General features: G+C 56.3%; 18 protein-coding genes. 10 read left to right on the top strand and 8 right to left on the bottom strand.

Features of this window, described 5'->3' with window-relative positions:
* Positions 1-35: 35 nt before the first annotated feature.
* A complete protein-coding gene (locus ACR0DE_RS06765; RefSeq protein WP_480752373.1) occupies positions 36-770 on the top strand; it encodes a hypothetical protein in 735 nt (244 codons plus the stop codon).
* A 94-nt stretch (positions 771-864) separates the two neighbouring features.
* Here ACR0DE_RS06765 and ACR0DE_RS06760 read toward each other — a convergent pair whose 3' ends face one another.
* Entirely contained in the window at positions 865-1,326 is a 462-nt protein-coding gene (locus tag ACR0DE_RS06760) for a hypothetical protein (RefSeq protein ID WP_170392365.1), read from the bottom strand.
* Positions 1,327-1,681: 355 nt separating this feature from the next.
* Here ACR0DE_RS06760 and ACR0DE_RS06755 point away from each other — a divergent pair, with 355 nt between their 5' ends.
* A complete protein-coding gene (locus tag ACR0DE_RS06755) occupies positions 1,682-2,260 on the top strand; it encodes a thymidine kinase (RefSeq protein WP_170401790.1) in 579 nt (192 codons plus the stop codon).
* On the opposite strand, the gene ACR0DE_RS06750 is transcribed toward ACR0DE_RS06755, so the two are convergent.
* The 5 genes from ACR0DE_RS06750 to ACR0DE_RS06730 all read right to left on the bottom strand — a co-directional run bounded on the left by ACR0DE_RS06750 (position 2,257) and on the right by ACR0DE_RS06730 (position 5,450).
* Complete coding sequence (locus ACR0DE_RS06750) at positions 2,257-3,207, bottom strand: 2-hydroxyacid dehydrogenase (protein ID WP_480752372.1); 951 nt, start codon at positions 3,205-3,207, stop codon at positions 2,257-2,259. The genes ACR0DE_RS06755 and ACR0DE_RS06750 overlap by 4 nt on opposite strands.
* On the bottom strand, positions 3,207-3,545 hold the full coding sequence (locus ACR0DE_RS06745; protein ID WP_170661813.1) for a tRNA-binding protein: 339 nt from the start codon (positions 3,543-3,545) through the stop codon (positions 3,207-3,209). The genes ACR0DE_RS06750 and ACR0DE_RS06745 overlap by 1 nt, the downstream gene beginning before the upstream one ends.
* Positions 3,538-4,353: a pyrroline-5-carboxylate reductase gene (gene proC / locus ACR0DE_RS06740; protein WP_480752371.1), complete on the bottom strand. Its 816-nt coding sequence runs from the start codon at positions 4,351-4,353 to the stop codon at positions 3,538-3,540. Before proC ends, ACR0DE_RS06745 begins: the two co-directional genes overlap by 8 nt.
* Positions 4,354-4,386: 33 nt before the next feature.
* Entirely contained in the window at positions 4,387-4,887 is a 501-nt protein-coding gene (locus ACR0DE_RS06735; RefSeq protein WP_010441802.1) for a type III secretion system chaperone family protein, read from the bottom strand.
* A gap of 314 nt (positions 4,888-5,201) precedes the next feature.
* Positions 5,202-5,450 (bottom strand): accessory factor UbiK family protein, encoded by a 249-nt coding sequence (locus ACR0DE_RS06730; protein ID WP_170512483.1) that lies wholly within the window; start codon positions 5,448-5,450, stop codon positions 5,202-5,204.
* 97 nt (positions 5,451-5,547) lie between these two features.
* Here ACR0DE_RS06730 and lgt point away from each other — a divergent pair, with 97 nt between their 5' ends.
* The 4 genes from lgt to ACR0DE_RS06710 all read left to right on the top strand — a co-directional run bounded on the left by lgt (position 5,548) and on the right by ACR0DE_RS06710 (position 9,760).
* A complete protein-coding gene (gene lgt / locus ACR0DE_RS06725; protein ID WP_480752370.1) occupies positions 5,548-6,435 on the top strand; it encodes a prolipoprotein diacylglyceryl transferase in 888 nt (295 codons plus the stop codon).
* Positions 6,432-7,499 carry a class I SAM-dependent methyltransferase gene (locus ACR0DE_RS06720; RefSeq protein WP_480752369.1) on the top strand — a complete coding sequence of 356 codons (1,068 nt, stop codon included), beginning with the start codon at positions 6,432-6,434 and terminating at the stop codon, positions 7,497-7,499. Before lgt ends, ACR0DE_RS06720 begins: the two co-directional genes overlap by 4 nt.
* Entirely contained in the window at positions 7,496-8,254 is a 759-nt protein-coding gene (gene pgeF, locus ACR0DE_RS06715) for a peptidoglycan editing factor PgeF (protein ID WP_170636063.1), read from the top strand. The genes ACR0DE_RS06720 and pgeF overlap by 4 nt, the downstream gene beginning before the upstream one ends.
* A gap of 723 nt (positions 8,255-8,977) precedes the next feature.
* Positions 8,978-9,760 (top strand): Hint domain-containing protein, encoded by a 783-nt coding sequence (locus ACR0DE_RS06710; protein WP_170392383.1) that lies wholly within the window; start codon positions 8,978-8,980, stop codon positions 9,758-9,760.
* 118 nt (positions 9,761-9,878) lie between these two features.
* Here ACR0DE_RS06710 and ACR0DE_RS06705 read toward each other — a convergent pair whose 3' ends face one another.
* Positions 9,879-10,379 carry an Lrp/AsnC family transcriptional regulator gene (locus ACR0DE_RS06705; protein ID WP_170392385.1) on the bottom strand — a complete coding sequence of 167 codons (501 nt, stop codon included), beginning with the start codon at positions 10,377-10,379 and terminating at the stop codon, positions 9,879-9,881.
* Positions 10,380-10,606: 227 nt separating this feature from the next.
* On the opposite strand from ACR0DE_RS06705, the gene trxB reads away from it, so the two are divergent.
* The 4 genes from trxB (at position 10,607) to ACR0DE_RS06685 (ending at position 15,685) form a co-directional block, all read left to right on the top strand.
* Entirely contained in the window at positions 10,607-11,548 is a 942-nt protein-coding gene (gene trxB, locus ACR0DE_RS06700) for a thioredoxin-disulfide reductase (RefSeq protein WP_170564108.1), read from the top strand.
* Between the two features lies 1 nt (position 11,549).
* Entirely contained in the window at positions 11,550-12,008 is a 459-nt protein-coding gene (locus tag ACR0DE_RS06695) for an RES family NAD+ phosphorylase (RefSeq protein WP_480752368.1), read from the top strand.
* A 102-nt stretch (positions 12,009-12,110) separates the two neighbouring features.
* Entirely contained in the window at positions 12,111-13,766 is a 1,656-nt protein-coding gene (locus ACR0DE_RS06690; RefSeq protein WP_480439142.1) for an adenylate/guanylate cyclase domain-containing protein, read from the top strand.
* A 200-nt stretch (positions 13,767-13,966) separates the two neighbouring features.
* Positions 13,967-15,685 carry a bifunctional sulfate adenylyltransferase/adenylylsulfate kinase gene (locus tag ACR0DE_RS06685; protein ID WP_170801983.1) on the top strand — a complete coding sequence of 573 codons (1,719 nt, stop codon included), beginning with the start codon at positions 13,967-13,969 and terminating at the stop codon, positions 15,683-15,685.
* 72 nt (positions 15,686-15,757) lie between these two features.
* Here the strand turns inward: ACR0DE_RS06685 and ACR0DE_RS06680 are convergent, their stop codons facing one another.
* On the bottom strand, positions 15,758-16,636 hold the full coding sequence (locus ACR0DE_RS06680; protein WP_480752367.1) for a PhzF family phenazine biosynthesis protein: 879 nt from the start codon (positions 16,634-16,636) through the stop codon (positions 15,758-15,760).
* Positions 16,637-16,643: the final 7 nt, after the last annotated feature.

Genomic DNA, 16,643 nt, shown 5'->3' with positions numbered 1-16,643 from the left:
GCATCCGAGTGATGTAGTTATGGGAGCCCGCTGTTATGGGAAATAATACTCGCGTTGGACTGGCCGCCTTGGTCGCCGCACCTTTCATTGGGGTCATGGCGACCGGCGCGGCAATCGCAGAACCGCAAACCTGTACAGTCAACACCGCGCGTGTTGCCGCCAATGAAGGCGATTTTGACACGCTCTGCAGCTGTTCGCAGGTAACGCGAGGGTTTGTATCACATCTGCAAAATCGTTCTGATTTTGCTTCGATCCTGCAGAACACTTCGGCGCAATGCCCCGGTCTGACTCAGTTGTTGAGCGATCTGCCCACTGCGTCGATTTCCAACACCAATGCCGGTGAAGAGCGCAGCAGAGATCCATCCTCCAATTCCGTTGGCTCGAGTGAAAACCGAAGCTCGGGCAACGGCGGCGGTAGCTCAGGCAACAGCGACGGGAGTTCCGGCGGCAACGGTGATCCGGGTGATGGTGGAAGCAGTCCTGGCGATGGCGGCGGTAAGGGCGGTGGCAAAGGTGGCCACGGCGGAGGTGACAAACCCGGCAAAGGCGGCGGCAAAGGCGGTCACGGCGGTGGTGACAAGCCCGGCAAAGGCGGTGGTAAAGGCGGTCACGGCGGTGGTGACAAGCCCGGCAAAGGCGGTGGTAAAGGTGGCCACGACGGTGGTGACAAGCCAGGCAAAGGCGGTGCCAAAGGCAATAACGGTGGCGGCAACGGACCAGAGGGGGCAAGCCCCGGGCGCGGCAAGAACGCCAACAATGATGAACGCTGAATATTAATCTGCCCGGCAGACAAACAAAAAAGGCGGCACATGGGCCGCCTTTATTTTGCGCATTCACAACAATTCAGTACAGGGACATGACACCTTAACTGACGCTTTCCTCTTCCAGATGCAGCTTCATTTCGATCAGAACCTGTTGCAGCATACTGGTTTCTTTCAGCAGCCGCTTCGCCTCGTTCACCGTGATGATGCCATCTTCTATCGCCGACTGGTATTCCGTCATCAGCATGGCAAAACGTTGGCTCAGCGCAATGACATCGGAATTTACCCCGCCCGTACGTGGGCTGTCCGAGTTTCGTCCATCGTAAGAAAGCGTGATATTCTTCAAATCCGCCAATGCCGCAGTCACGTGCGGATAGGCAGCCGCGTTTTCCAACCGGGCAACAGCATCCACCGGCATGAACCGGTCAGAATGTTCTGCGTTGTCTGAATAGTACCTGCCAAGCGTGGCTTTGGATTTCCCGGTGATCTCGCACGCTGCTTCGATTCCGACATCCTTAACCAATGCTTCGGTATGCTTTTTCAGATAGGCCCCGATATCTGCCATTTTGCTACCCTTGTTACCTGCGCCCTGCCCCCTCTGCCTGTCCATGCTGGGGGAAAGGGTAGGGAAATTTCCCATATTCGATTCATAATTGAAATGGCAATAATTGACTATCCCTCAGATATGCAGGGATTTTGTGAGTGAGTGGCGGCCGTTCGAGCCGGTAAAGAGTGTATGCGGGGCAGGATTTTAGCCTTGCATTGTATAGGCCACTTGTAGGCCGACGACGCCACTGTCGCGAAGGCGAGGTAATCCATCCCCAAGAGCATTTGCTCAACCTCAGCTGTAGCGATGGTGGCGTCGATTTACCCCCATGAGACGGCTTGCCCAGGCATCACATGCGAATTAGACCCACGGCATGGCAAAGCTCTATTTCAACTATTCGACTATGAACGCGGGCAAATCGACCGTGTTGCTGCAGGCCTCGCATAACTATCGCGAACGCGGCATGGATACCTACCTGATGACAGCCGCCATTGACGGACGCGCCGGTGAGGGGCGGATCGCATCAAGAATCGGAATCTCGGAACGAGCGGACATGTTTCGTCCCGACGACAATGTGTTTGCCATGATCGAAAACCGCCTGACACAAGGGGGCATCGCCTGCGTATTCATTGATGAAGCCCAGTTTCTTTCGGAAGAGCAGGTCTGGCAACTTGCGCGCGCCGTAGATGATCTGAAGGTCCCAGTGTTGACCTACGGGTTGCGGGTGGATTTTCAGGGTAAACTGTTCCCCGGGTCGGCAGCATTGTTGGCTCTGGCCGATGAGATGCGCGAAGTACGCACCATCTGCGAATGCGGGCGCAAGGCGACGATGGTGATTCGTCAGGATGAAAACGGAAACGCCATCACTGAAGGTGCGCAGGTCCAGATTGGCGGGAACGAGACTTATGTCTCGCTCTGCCGCAAACACTGGCGCGAGGCGGTGGGTTCCTAAACCGGGTTGGGTAACGTTCGCCCGGCCACGAACGCCGCGACATTGTCCAACGCCATGTGACCCATATCGGTGCGCACCTCTTCGATCGCGGTGCCGAGGTGGGGCAGCAGAGTCACATTTTCCATGTCACACAAGGCCTGCGGCACCTTGGGCTCGAACTCGTAGACATCCAGCCCAGCGCCAGCAATCTGACCCGCATGAAGCGCTTGGATTAAGGCGGCTTCGTCCACAACTTCACCGCGCGCAATGTTTATCACAATGCCCGAGGGCTTCATCGAGGCCAAAATCTGCGCGTTGACCAAGTGTCGTGTTTCAGCTCCTCCGGGGACGGCTATGACAAGAAAATCCACTGCCGCAGCCAATGCATTGAGTTCAGGGATGTACTCTGCTTGGAATTCCAGCTGTTTTGGACTGCGCGATTGATAGGCAACGGTCATGTCGAATCCGAAATGACACCTCCGGGCAATGGCCTGACCTATGCGGCCCATTCCGATGATGCCCACCTTTTTGCCGGTCACATGTTGGCCCAGCATTTGTGTAGGATGCCACCCCTGCCACTGGCCTGACCTGACCAACCTTTCCCCCTCACCTGAACGGCGGGCCGTCGTGAGCAAAAGTGTCATGGCAATATCGGCGGTGGCATCGGTGACGGCACCCGGCGTGTTGGTAACCGCGACTCCGGCAGCATGTGCGGCGTCCACGTCGATATGATTGTAACCAACTCCGAAATTTGCCAGCAGTTTACAGCGAGGCTCTGGCACCTGAGCAAAGATCTCTGCCACGAACTGATCGCCCAACGTCGGGACCACGACGTCAAACTCAGTCAGCGCCCGCAACATTTCTTCATGCGCCAGAGGCGTGGTTTCACTGCGGATTTCCACATCGAATTCGGCACGGGCGCGCGCTTGGACAGCCGCGGTCATCGGTCGGGCAATCAGCAGTTTCATCAATGCATCCTTCCACCGATGGGCACAGCGCCATCGGGGCCTATCAACACGATCTCACCGTTTTCGTCGGGAAGACCCAACACCAAAACCTCGGACATGAATTTACCGATTTGGCGCGGGGGAAAGTTGACCACGGCCATCACCTGCTTGCCCACCAGCGTCGCCGGATCGTAGTGCGCGGTGATCTGGGCTGAAGTTTTGCGCTCACCGATCTCACCGCCAAAATCGACCCACAGCTTGATCGCGGGCTTGCGGGCCTCCGGGTACGGCTCGGCGCGTATCACCTCACCTACACGAATGTCGACTTTGAGAAATTCGTCGAATGAAATCTCACTCACGAGACAACTCCTTAGATCGGTCGGTTGCAGCTTTGACGGCACGATGTAGCAGGTCTGGGAAACCCTCTTCTTCATGCATCAACACCTCCAGTGCGGCCTGAGTGGTGCCGTTGGGAGAGGTGACGTTGACCCGCAATTGAGACGGATGCTCGTCAGCGGCCATCGCCAACGCCCCTGCCCCAGCGACGGTTGATTTGGCTAGCTTCATCGCCAGTTCCGGCGGTAAGCCGTGCGCTTCGCCAGCTTGCGCCAGTGTTTCGATTAGGTGGAATACATAGGCCGGGCCCGAACCGCTGACCCCGGTGACGGCATCCATCTGCGTCTCATCATCCAATCGAACCGTCTCACCAATGGCCGAAAGCAGGTCTTCAGCCAGTAGGATATCCGCGTCCGAGGTGTTGGCATTCCCAATCAGCGCCGTGATCCCCTGCCGAACCGCCGCAGGCGTATTTGGCATCGCACGGATGATCGGTGTGTTCGCGCCGAGGACGTTTTCGAAGGTGGCCAGTGAGGTACCCGCTGCGACCGATATGAAAAGACTGTCACCATTGCCCAGCGCTTGAATGGCTGGCAGGGCTTCGCCCATCATCTGTGGTTTGACCGCTACGAGTACAACTGCGGGTGCCTCGGGGAGAGGAGTGTTGATGTTGACGCCCTGCGCCTTCAGCCAATCCGAGGGAAATGGATCGATCACCCAGACCGATGCGGCAGGAAGGCCATGTTCCAACCAGCCTGCAAGCATCGCCGAGCCCATCTTGCCGCATCCCAGAAGCACAAGCCCCTGTTCCGCAACTCGCGAGATATCCATGATTGCCCCTCCCCTATGGTTCGGGGCAAAGCTTTACGCGCGGCCGTAGGCCTCTGCAATGGCGACTTGCATCGCCTCTTCGGGGTCTCGGTTTCCCCAGGTCACCAGTTGGATCGCGGGGTAATAGCGCTCGGCGCTCAGTACCGCTGCGGTGATCATGGTATCGATCTGTTCTGGGCTGGCCGTCTGACCACCGGCCAGCACCAAGCCATAGCGATAGACCATCAATTTCTGGTTGGCCCAGTAGGTAAACGCCCCGGCCCAACACTGATCATTCATCTTGTTCAGTAGCTCATAAAGCTCGGTTTCGCGCTCGGCCGGAGGCTCCATCTCAAAGGAACACACCATGCGGAGCGTTTCATCGTAATTCGACCAGGCCAAAGTTATCGAATATGTGCGCCACTGTCCTTCGACAGCCATGGCAATCTGATCATCCCCGATCCGGTCAAAATCCCAGTCGTGATGTTCTGCAAGATGTTCAACAATGTCGATCGGATGAAGGTCTTCTTCGAGATACTGCTCGGAAAGGGCCATAATGCCACCTCACTAATCTCTAGCATTTTGGGGCTGGCAGCGCCCCAGCGCTAGTTGCCTGCTCTACAAGCCGGGCTTCCCCAGTCTGCCTGTACTAAATATGGTGCGATGTGAGCACAGCTCTGGCAACCCTATTTATTGGGGATAACAGCAATAAGTTGTGGACAGTTGGCAACGCCGATCAAAATATTGGCGTTGGATGCAGCTTTGTCTTGATAAATTTCTGCAGAGCGGCAAAATGCACAACACCGCACAATCCAAGTTCGGATTGCGCGGCGGATGCTTTTACCCAAAATCTTAAATTCCTGCGGACGTTACTTGTCCAGCTTCGCCTCGAGCGCGGCAATTCGCTGTTCAAGTGCACCGTTCTCTTCGCGCGCTTTCTGCGCCATGGCACGCACAGCATCAAATTCTTCACGGGTTACGAAATCCCGGTCGGCCAGCCAGCGGTCCATCATGGATTTCATCGCATTCTCGGCCTCTTCTCGTGCCCCCTGCGCCACACCCATGGCATTGGTCATCAATTGAGACATATCGTCCAGAATCTTGTTACGGGTTTGCATGGGCTTTCTCCGATTTCGCGATTGCTCTCTATATGGGTAAAGATTGGCCCGGGCTCAAGGTTGACTTGCCACGCAAACCCCGGGCAATGAGACGCACATGCAGGCTGTTTTGAATTTCCCCGATCTGTCACGCGAAATTTTCTCGATCTCTCTGTTCGGGATGGAGTTTGCGCTCAGGTGGTACGCGCTGGCCTATATCGTCGGCATCCTGATTGCTTGGCGCATGGCACTGATGGCGCTTAGGCGGCCTGTGCTTTGGGCTGATGACACACCACCGATGCAACCCGATCAGCTTGAGGATTTGGTCACCTGGATCATACTGGGTGTAATTCTTGGTGGTCGATTGGGGTTCGTCCTTTTCTATCAACCCGCATATTATTTTGCGTATCCACTGGAAATTCTGATGGTTTGGCAGGGTGGCATGGCATTCCATGGCGGCCTGTTGGGCGTGGTGATCGCCACGTATCTGTTCGGCAGGCGCCACGCTATACCGATTCTTTCGCTGGGTGATCTGGTTGCCTACACAGTGCCGCCCGGGTTGTTGCTGGGACGATTGGCGAATTTCACCAATGCCGAGCTTTGGGGTCGACCCAGCGAATTGCCATGGGCGGTGATCTTTCCCGGAACTGCGGCCCAGGATTGCCCCGGCGTTGTTGCGGGGATGTGCGCCCGCCACCCTTCGCAACTGTATGAGGCAGCACTCGAGGGTCTGGCCCTCGGGGCGATTCTGATATGGCTGGCCTACCGGCGCGGCGCGTTTCAAAAACCAGGTCTGGTTATGGGCGTATTTCTGGCTGGCTACGGCGCATCGCGGTTTTTTGTCGAATTCTTCCGTCAACCCGATGCGCAATTTGTATCGCCGGGGAATCCGCTAGGGCTGGCGTGGCATGTTGGCGGATATGGATTGACGATGGGGCAACTCTTGTCGCTACCAATGATTGCACTTGGCCTTTGGTTGGCATTTCGGGCAAGACGCAGATCATGAACCTGAAGGATCGTCTGCTCCTGCGCATCCAGAATGATGGCCCTATGACCATCGCTGACTACATGACCGAGTGTCTGATGCATCCGGAACATGGATACTACACAACCCGCGATCCGCTGGGCGCTCAAGGCGATTTCATTACAGCGCCTGAAATCAGTCAGATGTTCGGAGAGCTTATAGGACTGTGTCTGGCGCAATGCTGGCTGGTACAGGGCAAACCCGAAAAGTTTGTTCTGGCCGAGCTTGGCCCTGGTCGTGGCACCCTGATGGCAGACATCCTGCGCGCCACTCAGAGTGTGCCTGGCTTTCACAAAGCAGCCAAGATCGCATTGCTCGAAGCTTCACCTGTTTTGCGCGACGTACAAGCCAAGGCACTGCAAGGGTATGAACCTCAGTGGATCGAGGCAATTTCTGATTTTGAAGATCTTCCTCTGTTTCTGGTGGCAAACGAGTTCTTTGATGCCCTGCCCATCCGCCAGTTCCTGCGCGAAGGCGAAAGTTGGCGCGAGAGGTTAGTTGGCAAAAATGGTGCATCGCTTGCGTTCGGTCTTGGTGCGCAATCGGCACAAGCTGCGCTCAGCGAACGTGTCGAGGATACGCAAGACGGAGATCTGGTAGAACTGTGCGCTGCTGCCAGTTCCATTATGTACTCTGTTGCCGGGCAGATCGCTCGTAACGGCGGAGCCGCGCTGATCATCGATTATGGTGACTGGCGCTCGCTTGGCAACACATTGCAGGCGTTGCAAGCGCATGAACGTGTCGATCCCCTGGATCAGCCCGGTCAGGCGGATCTGACCACACATGTCGACTTTGAGCTCTTGGCGAAGGCGTCTCATGCTTCGGGCTGCGCATATACAAAACTGACCCCGCAGGGGGTGTTTCTTGAACGGCTCGGGATCACCGCGCGTGCGCAATCGCTTGCCACCCCTCTCAGCGGGTCACAGCTTGAGACGCTGGTCACTGCACATCGACGGTTGACGCATCCCGACGAAATGGGAAACCTGTTCAAAGTACTGGGCCTTTATCCGCCAAACGCCACGCCGCCACCGGGACTGGAACCATGACACTGGAAATCATTACCTCAGACATGCTGTCCCCCGTACGACACGGGTTCTTCAGCCGCCGCGGTGGCGCATCTTCTGGTATCTTCGAAGGACTCAACTGCGGAACCGGGTCGACAGATTTGACTGAGGCCGTAGCTTTGAACCGTCGGCGCGTCGCCGACGCGATGGAAGTGGCACCTGAGGCGATGATCGGTGTGCATCAAGTGCATTCGCCGACCGTGATTGCAGTCGATGGTCCGATGACTGGTGACAAACCCAAAGCTGACGCGGTTGTCACATCAACGCCGGGTTTGGCGCTTACAATCTTAACCGCTGATTGTCAGCCAGTGCTGTTCGCCGATCCTGGCGCAAATGTGATCGGGGCCGCACATGCCGGTTGGCGCGGCGCGTTGGACGGTGTGCTGGAATCAACACTCGACGCGATGGAAGCGCTGGGAGCCAGCCGGGATAACACAGTTGCCGTAATCGGCCCCACGATTTCACAACGCGCTTACGAGGTCGGCTCAGAGTTTCTGGACGACTTCCTTGCTGACACGCCAGAGAACGCGCGTTTTTTTGCAAATGGCAAAGGTGACCGGATGCATTTCGACCTGCCCGCCTTTGGCCTGCATCGTCTGCGCGAAGCTGGTATCGGCAAGGCCGAGTGGGTCCGTCACTGCACCTATTCCGACCCCGACAGGTTTTATTCATACCGGAGATCGACCCATGCCAACGAGGCCGACTACGGCAGATTGATTTCCGCTATCAGGTTGTAAATCTGGCCCAGATTAAGGCAGCTTTGCCCAGTTTCTGCCACATTTCTTGTGTTTATCAGAGTCAGAATCGTCTCAAATTTTCGCCAATGCACAGACGGTTACCCCAAGTGGGGTCGTCATGGCATGGGCGGAAGCAACTAAGAGGTACCTGAAACCTTCAATTTGTCCTCAATTCAACCCGGATCAGCCTTATAGGCGCCGCAAATCAGCGTCACATTGGCTTCATAAACGGGAACAGGGCGACCGCCCTATCGAAGCAGGACAATGGATATGAAATCGAAATCACGCTTTCTCAGCGCCGTTTTTGCGGCTGTCAGGGATCAAGAACCAGAAATGCCCTGGAAGCGGGTTTCAAGTCACTCAGTCAGAGTTGTACGCCGTCTGGCGGCGCGACGCTGACACAGCAACCCCAAGAGACCAGCTGCCGGTCTCGGAGGGCAAACGCATACCGGATGAAGCTCCGGTCCGGTGTGTGGGGTCGCAATCAGGACTGCGACCAGGGTTCGGAGCGTGTGTGTGCAGGCAATTGCAGCCTGCGGTTTACGAGTTTGTCTGGGGGGTCAAGAACTTGACCAAAACACTGGTGTTTTCTGATGCGGCGCTGTGCATTCGCGGCGACCGGCCTGTGTTTACCCATCTGATTACAGACAAAGAACAAGGTCGTCCGGCGATATTGCACGGGGGTTCAAGCCGTCGGACGGAATTTAGAGGGGACGGAATACCATGACTATTCCAAATTCTCTGGCCCGCGCTGCCAGAAACGCGGTCGAGACGTCAGCGCTATTGCGCGATGCGCCTCGTCCCGCGACAAAGCAAAAAGCACAGCTTCGACGTTATGAAGTGTGCAGTCTGTTGAAAAACGGGGATATTTCACAGACGCGCCATATCGCACCAGCCTTGCCGATGTTTGAAGATGCGTTCTGCGCGTTCACACGCGGATCGTTGGTCGAGACGCCGCAAGGCCAGATGGCGATCGAAGATCTGCTGCCGGGTGATGACGTCCTCACTCAGGATGGATCATCGGAAACCGTGCTTTGGAAAGGGTCTGTCACACTGATTCCCGGACGCGAGGATACGCGCGGGCGAACCCGGCCACTGACGCGGATCATGGCCGACACGTTCGGGATGCAAAAACCGATGTCGGGCGTCATCACGGGCCCCGCCGCACGTCTGCTGGGTACGCCTACGCACATGCGTCATTTGAACGGCGGGCAGCCCATGCTGACACCCGTCAGTGAGTTTCAGGATGGAATGGGTATCATTGAAACGCTGCCGCCGACTCCGGTCGAGCTGTTTCATATCTGTGTGGCCCGACATTCCGTGATTCGGGTCGATGGCCTGCAATTCGAGACCTATCATCCGGGCATCAACGCAGTCCGAATGATCAGTCACTCTTTGCGTTCGATCTATTTGAATCTATTCTCACATATCGAATCATTGAATGATTTTGGGCCGTTGCTCTTGCCAAGAGCCGGAGATGGTGAAATTGACGCTATGACAGCGTGAACTGGTTAACTATTACTGCAAGCGTGGGGCATTATGCAGATTTTACTGAGTTGGGTTTTAACCCTTGCACTGGCAGCGATGCTGCCACCCTGTCCTGTGGATCAAACAAGAGGTAGGTTCAGGCCGTCCGGTTCATCCGGTCTTCCAGTACGTCAAATGGTACGCCTGGCTCGTCTTTTGCGCCTCGGATAACAAGCGAAGTCTTGACGCTGGCCACGTTTGGCGTGGTCAGCAACTCGCCTGTCAGAAATTGCTGAAAACTGCTGAGATCCGGTGCGACGCATTTCAGGATGAAATCAACCTCGCCATTCAGCATGTGGCATTCGCGAACCAAGGGCCATTCCCGACACCGGTCTTCAAAAGCGCTGAGTTCGGATTCAGCCTGACTTTCAAGTCCGACCATGGCAAAGACCTGCACTTCGAACCCAAGCTCGCGGGCGTTCACCTCGGCATGATAGCCGCGAATGTACCCCGAATCTTCCAGCGTCCGCACCCGTCGCAGGCAAGGAGGAGCGGATATTCCTACGCGCTTGGCAAGCTCAACATTGGTCATACGGCCATCGGCCTGCAGTTCCGCAAGAATTTTGCGGTCGATTTCATCCAACCGGGTCGTGACCATCGAATGCTCCTGAGTTTTTCAGTTGTTATATCAGCAGCCCCGGGAGGCGCAATAATATTTCACAGCCACGCAATTTTCGTTATTTCAGATACATAATTGGCCGCAAAGCCAATCATTAGGCACATCACGGACCTGCAATATGAAGGGGCTTTAAGCCCTGCCCTGCGGTCGCTATATCGATCCGCACCGGACAACACGTCCGCCGAGGCAGTTTGAGTGAGGATACCATGGCCGAAACACGACACACCAAGGTTCTGATCATCGGGTCGGGACCTGCAGGATACACCGCGGGCGTTTATGCAAGCCGGGCCATGTTGGAACCGATCCTGGTGCAGGGTATCGAACCCGGTGGACAACTGACCACCACAACTGAGGTGGAAAACTGGCCGGGTGACACCGAGGTTCAGGGGCCAGACCTGATGGTTCGGATGCAGGATCACGCCAAGGCAATGGGATGCGAAGTGATCGGCGATATCATCAGCGATCTCGATCTAAGCCAGCGTCCCTTCACAGCCAAAGGCGACGGTGGCACCGTCTACACCGCCGACGCGGTGATTCTGGCAACGGGCGCACGAGCCAAGTGGTTAGGCATTCCCTCGGAAGAGAAATTTAAAGGGTTTGGCGTATCAGCCTGTGCCACCTGTGACGGCTTCTTCTATCGCGGTCAGGAAATCGTTGTGATCGGCGGCGGAAATACTGCCGTAGAAGAAGCGCTGTTCCTGACCAACTTCGCAAGCAAAGTCACTCTGATCCACCGCCGCGATGAGTTGCGAGCTGAAAAGATCCTTCAGGATCGGCTGTTCAAGAACGAAAAGATCGAGCCGCTTTGGTTTCACGAACTGGATGAGGTGATCGGAACCGATGCCCCACTGGGTGTGGAAGGCGTCAAGGTCAAGAATGTAAAGACCGGCGAAATCACGGAGATTCCGTGCAAAGGCGTATTTGTCGCTATCGGCCACGCTCCGGCAAATGAGCTGGTCAAAGATACGCTGGAAACCCACATGGGTGGCTACGTCGTGACCAAGCCGGGCACGACGCAAACTTCGGTTCCGGGAGTTTTCGCTGCCGGAGACCTGACCGACCACGTATACCGTCAGGCTGTGACAAGCGCCGGTATGGGCTGCATGGCCGCGCTGGATGCAGAACGATTCTTGGCGGAGAACGACTAAGATGATCACAGAATTCTCCGGCCTCGTCTGGAGAATTCTGCTCCACACCCAATCGGGTGACCCGCTCTCATCGGCCCGTGCCCCCGAAGGACGGTTTCATCATTCTGGCCAATTCGCGCTTTATGCGTCGCTAAGTGCTGAAGGGGCCGGGATCGCCATTCGGCGCTATGTCTCGCAGTGCGACCCTCCACGGACGATCCATCGCTTGAAAATATCCAAGGCGCAAGTATTGGATTTGCGGGGGCAACCTTCTGCCTCGATCGTCTGGCAAGACATGCGGGCAACCGGCATACCCTCTCCAACATGGCGATTTTCGGACAAGGCCCGCACATACGGCGCGGATGGGCTGCTATACAGTTCGCGCTCGCGTCCTGAACTGAGCCATCTGGTGTTGTTCAACGCAGAACACCAGATGATACAAACCGCAAGCGCCCCCTGCGACTGGTTCCCCGAAAGGTGACCGCGCCTATCTTGACCGGCACCCGGCACCGTATCAGGATCAACCATAGTAACGCGAAGAACAGGTGAGCTTTTGGAAAACGTTCTTTGGCGCGGCGGATGGATGAGCCGGCTCAGAATCGCAAGCGGCCTCGTGCTGTTTGTCTTTGCGTTCTTTCATTTCATCAATATCGGCCTTGGCTTGTTTCACACTGATCTGCTGCACGGGATGCAGGGCGGACGTAAAGCTGTCAGCCGGAATGAGATCGGCAGCGTCGTGATATATGGCGCATTGCTGATGCACATGGGACTGGCGCTTATCTCACTCGCGCAGCGCCGGACGCTCAGAATGCCTTTCAGCGTCGCGCTTCAGGTTATTCTTGGACTGTTGATCCCGCTGCAGCTTATCTCACATTTGGTTCAGACCCGATACGCGCATGAGATTTTTGGGGTGAATGATGAAATGGGTTACATCATCATTCTGATGTGGCCCAGCACCGCGATCTGGTTCCAAAGCCTATTACTTCTGCTGGTGTGGGTCCACGGATGTATTGGGCTACACATGTGGTTACGGTTGACCACATGGTGGCGCGCGATGGTTCCATATCTGATCGGTCTCGCCGTCTTTGTACCGGGCTTCGCCTTCGCAGGCCTTCTGACCGAGGGGCGGCGAATCTGGGCCGATTTTGCCGACCCCGATCTGCGAGAACAGTATGTCGAATACTATAACTGGCCTTCGCAAGAAGAGTTTCAGTCCTTGTTTTCCGTCACAGACTATACGCAGTGGGTTTTCTGGGCCGCGCTTGCACTAACAGGCTTGGTCTATCTCGGGCGCAAGCTTTGGCGGCGGCGGCATTCGGTGCGGGTGCGCTATGTCAACGGTCCAGAAGTTGTGTCGGAGAAAGGCATGACCCTTTTGGAGATGTCACGCGCAAATGGCATCCCACATACCGCGCTGTGTGGTGGCAAGGGGCGCTGCACGACCTGTCGCGTAGTGGTTGAAGATGGTGCCGATCAGTTGCACCCGCCAACCGAAGTTGAGGCCCGCAGTCTGAAAGCGATCAGCGCGCCAGAAGGAACCCGCCTGGCCTGCCAGATGCGGCCGTCCGATCCGCTCACGGTGTTTCGTGTTTTCCGCCCCGACGGCGCGCGTGATCGTGCGCATGCGAGCCAAGGGCAAGAACGGCAACTGGCGGTTCTGTTTCTGGACATGCGCGGGTTCACCGCCCGCACAACCGGGCAATTGCCGTATGATATCGTGTTTCTGTTGAATCGTTTCTTCGACGCAATTGTCCCAGCAATCACGGCGCAAGGCGGGGTTGTCGACAAATACATGGGCGATGGGTTGCTGGCGATGTTCGAAACAGCCAACGCCGCAAGTTCGGCAAGTGCCGGTCTGAGGGCAGCGGCCGGGATCGGACACGCATTGGAGCGTTTCAACCAGCAGCTCCAAGCAGAAGGCAGCCAACCTGTGCGCATTGGTATGGGTCTACATCTTGGTGATCTTGTGCTGGGCGAAATCGGAGCGGCTAAACACGCGCCACGCACCATCATTGGAGACGCTGTAAACGTTGCCAGCCGTTTGGAGGCTGAAACCAAAGCACTGGGGGTCGAACTCCTTGTATCGGACAAGGTTTTGGACGCGGCTGGATTACAATGTGATCCCCGCGATCTGCGGGAATTCAGCCTGCGCGGTGTCTCTGAACCTGTCCCCGCCCTGCCCGTCAGGCACGCAGCCGACCTTGAGTCGCAAACCTCACCACTGGAACAGATTGCCTGAGAATGCGCCTAATGAGCCTGAGCGGCGGGATTTTTTCAATAACCTGAAACAAAAAACAGAAAACCGTTCCATTTCGAGAAAAAACCACGCATTTCATCCTTAGTTTTTGCAAGTCTATGGACTTCACCCTCAGGCCGAGGCACATGCCCTGCAAACACCCTTGAAACAAATGCCAACAGAACTGCGATAAGAGTTTTCCGATGACGATGTTAAGCAATCTGGCCCCTATCTCCGAACTGTATGTTTCCTACGAGTCTGCGCAGAAACTCAAGATAGAAGCCGCTGATCTGACCAGCTGGGATCTTAAGCCCCGGCAGATTTGCGATCTGGAACTGCTTATGAACGGCGGGTTCAATCCGCTCAAAGGTTTCCTGAGCGAAGCGGACTATGACAACGTGGTCGAAAACATGCGCCTCGCCGATGGAACACTTTGGCCAATGCCGATCACCTTGGATGTTGATGAGGATTTTGCCGCATCGATCGAGCTGGGCCAGGATATTGCCCTGCGCGATCAGGAAGGCGTGATCCTCGGCACCATGACCGTGACCGACCGCTGGACACCAGACAAGGCGCGTGAGGCGGAAAAGGTCTTTGGCGCTGATGATGATGCGCACCCGGCTGTGAATTACCTGCACAATGTAGCGGGCAAAGTTTATCTGGGCGGCCCGGTCACTGGCATCCAGCAGCCCGTGCATTACGATTTCAAAGCCCGCCGCGACACGCCGAACGAGCTACGCGCCTATTTCCGCAAAGTGGGCTGGCGCCGGATCGTTGCGTTCCAGACCCGTAACCCTTTGCACCGTGCGCATCAGGAATTGACCTTCCGTGCTGCAAAAGAAGCACAGGCCAACTTGCTAATTCATCCCGTGGTTGGCATGACCAAACCGGGCGATGTGGATCATTTCACCCGCGTGCGTTGCTACGAAGCCGTGTTGGATAAATATCCGGCCTCGACTACGTCGATGTCGCTGCTGAACCTTGCGATGCGCATGGCTGGCCCGCGCGAGGCAGTCTGGCACGGGTTGATCCGCGCAAACCACGGCTGCACCCATTTCATCGTCGGTCGTGACCACGCAGGTCCAGGCAAAAACTCTGCCGGTGAGGATTTCTACGGCCCCTATGATGCACAAGACTTGTTCCGAAAATATCAGGACGAGATCGGCGTCGAGATGGTCGATTTCAAACATATGGTCTATGTGCAGGAACGCGCGCAATACGAGCCGAATGACGAGATCCTGGACAAGGACAACGTCACGATCCTCAACATCTCGGGCACTGAACTGCGCCGCCGTCTGCGCGAAGGGCTGGAGATTCCGGATTGGTTTTCGTTCCCCGAAGTTGTTCAGGAACTGCGCAACCGCTTCCCGCCGCGCTCGCAACAGGGATTCACCGTATTTTTCACCGGTTTTTCAGGCTCGGGCAAATCCACCATTGCCAACGCCTTGATGGTCAAGCTGATGGAGACCGGGGATCGTCCGGTTACCTTGCTGGACGGGGATATCGTGCGTAAGAACCTGTCCTCGGAACTGGGCTTTTCGAAGGAACATCGCGATCTGAACATCCGCCGCATCGGTTATGTCGCGTCTGAGATAACCAAGAACGGCGGTATTGCCATCTGTGCTCCTATCGCGCCTTACGCAACTACCCGTCGTGCTGTGCGTGAAGAGATCGAACAATTCGGTGCATTTTGCGAGGTGCATGTCGCGACCAGCATTGAAGAATGCGAGCGCCGAGACCGCAAGGGTCTGTACAAACTGGCACGTGAGGGCAAGATCAAAGAGTTCACGGGGATTTCCGACCCTTACGACGCCCCTGAAGACCCAGAGCTGCGCGTCGAGACCGAGAATGTCGAGGTTGACAACTGCGCACATCAGGTTCTGCTTAAACTGGAAAGCATGGGGCTGATTGCAGCATCCTGATCACTTAAGACGAAAAAATACATCAAAGGCCCTCAGATTTCTGAGGGCCTTTTTCGCAGGTGCGGGTCTGGTTCAGTCGGGCAAATCCACCTGCCCGCGCATCAGGACATGGCCGCGCCCGGCAACTTTGATCCCCGTCATCGCATCCGAAGGTCCAACGCGCGTCACGGTCGCCTGACCTGGGCGGCCCATGTCATGGCCCTGTTCGGCGGTGAATGTCTCTTTGTCCATCAGTCCGTGTTTCCAGAGATAGGCCGCCATCGCACCGGTGGCCGATCCGGTGAACGGGTCCTCGGGCGGGCTGGGGGGCGCCATCATCAGGCGCGAGAATGTGTCGCCCGTAGTCGTTGCGCCTTTCAGTGTTACAAGAAAAGGTTCAGCCATGTCCGACCCCGAGAAACCGGCCTTTTCGGTAATATGACTGAGCAAAGCAACATCCAGCTTGGCAGTGCGCAGCGCCTCGTGATCGCGCAGGACCGTAATGCAAAAGGGCAGACCGGTTGAAACGAACTGCGGTGGAGAAATTACCACCTCTTCCGGCAGGCTGATGGCGGCGGCAACCAGATCTGCGGGCACATGATCGCCGAATTGCGGGGCAACCTGCGTCATTTCGATGTCATCACCATTCAGTTTGATCGATACAATCCCTGCTCCGGTCTCAAGCGTCAGAGCATCACCCTGAACCAACCCCCGTGATCGCATCGCTGCAACGGTTGCTATGGTCGGGTGCCCGGCAAATGGGATTTCCCGGCTGGCCAGGAAGTACCGGACCCGGATATCAGCGATATCGGATGGCCCGGTAAAAGTGCATTCAACCAGAGAAGTCTCGCGCACATATGCCATGCAAACCGCGTTCGACAGCCCTGCACCCTCATGCACAACTGCGCAGCCGTTGCCACCAAAGGCCTGATCGCTGAACGCATCCACCCAATCGAAATCATACCAGCTCATCGCGCAC

Source organism: Ruegeria sp. C10, from assembly GCF_056537805.1.
Note: the sequence above shows the minus strand (reverse complement) of the source record. Positions and strands in the feature narration are given on the sequence as shown.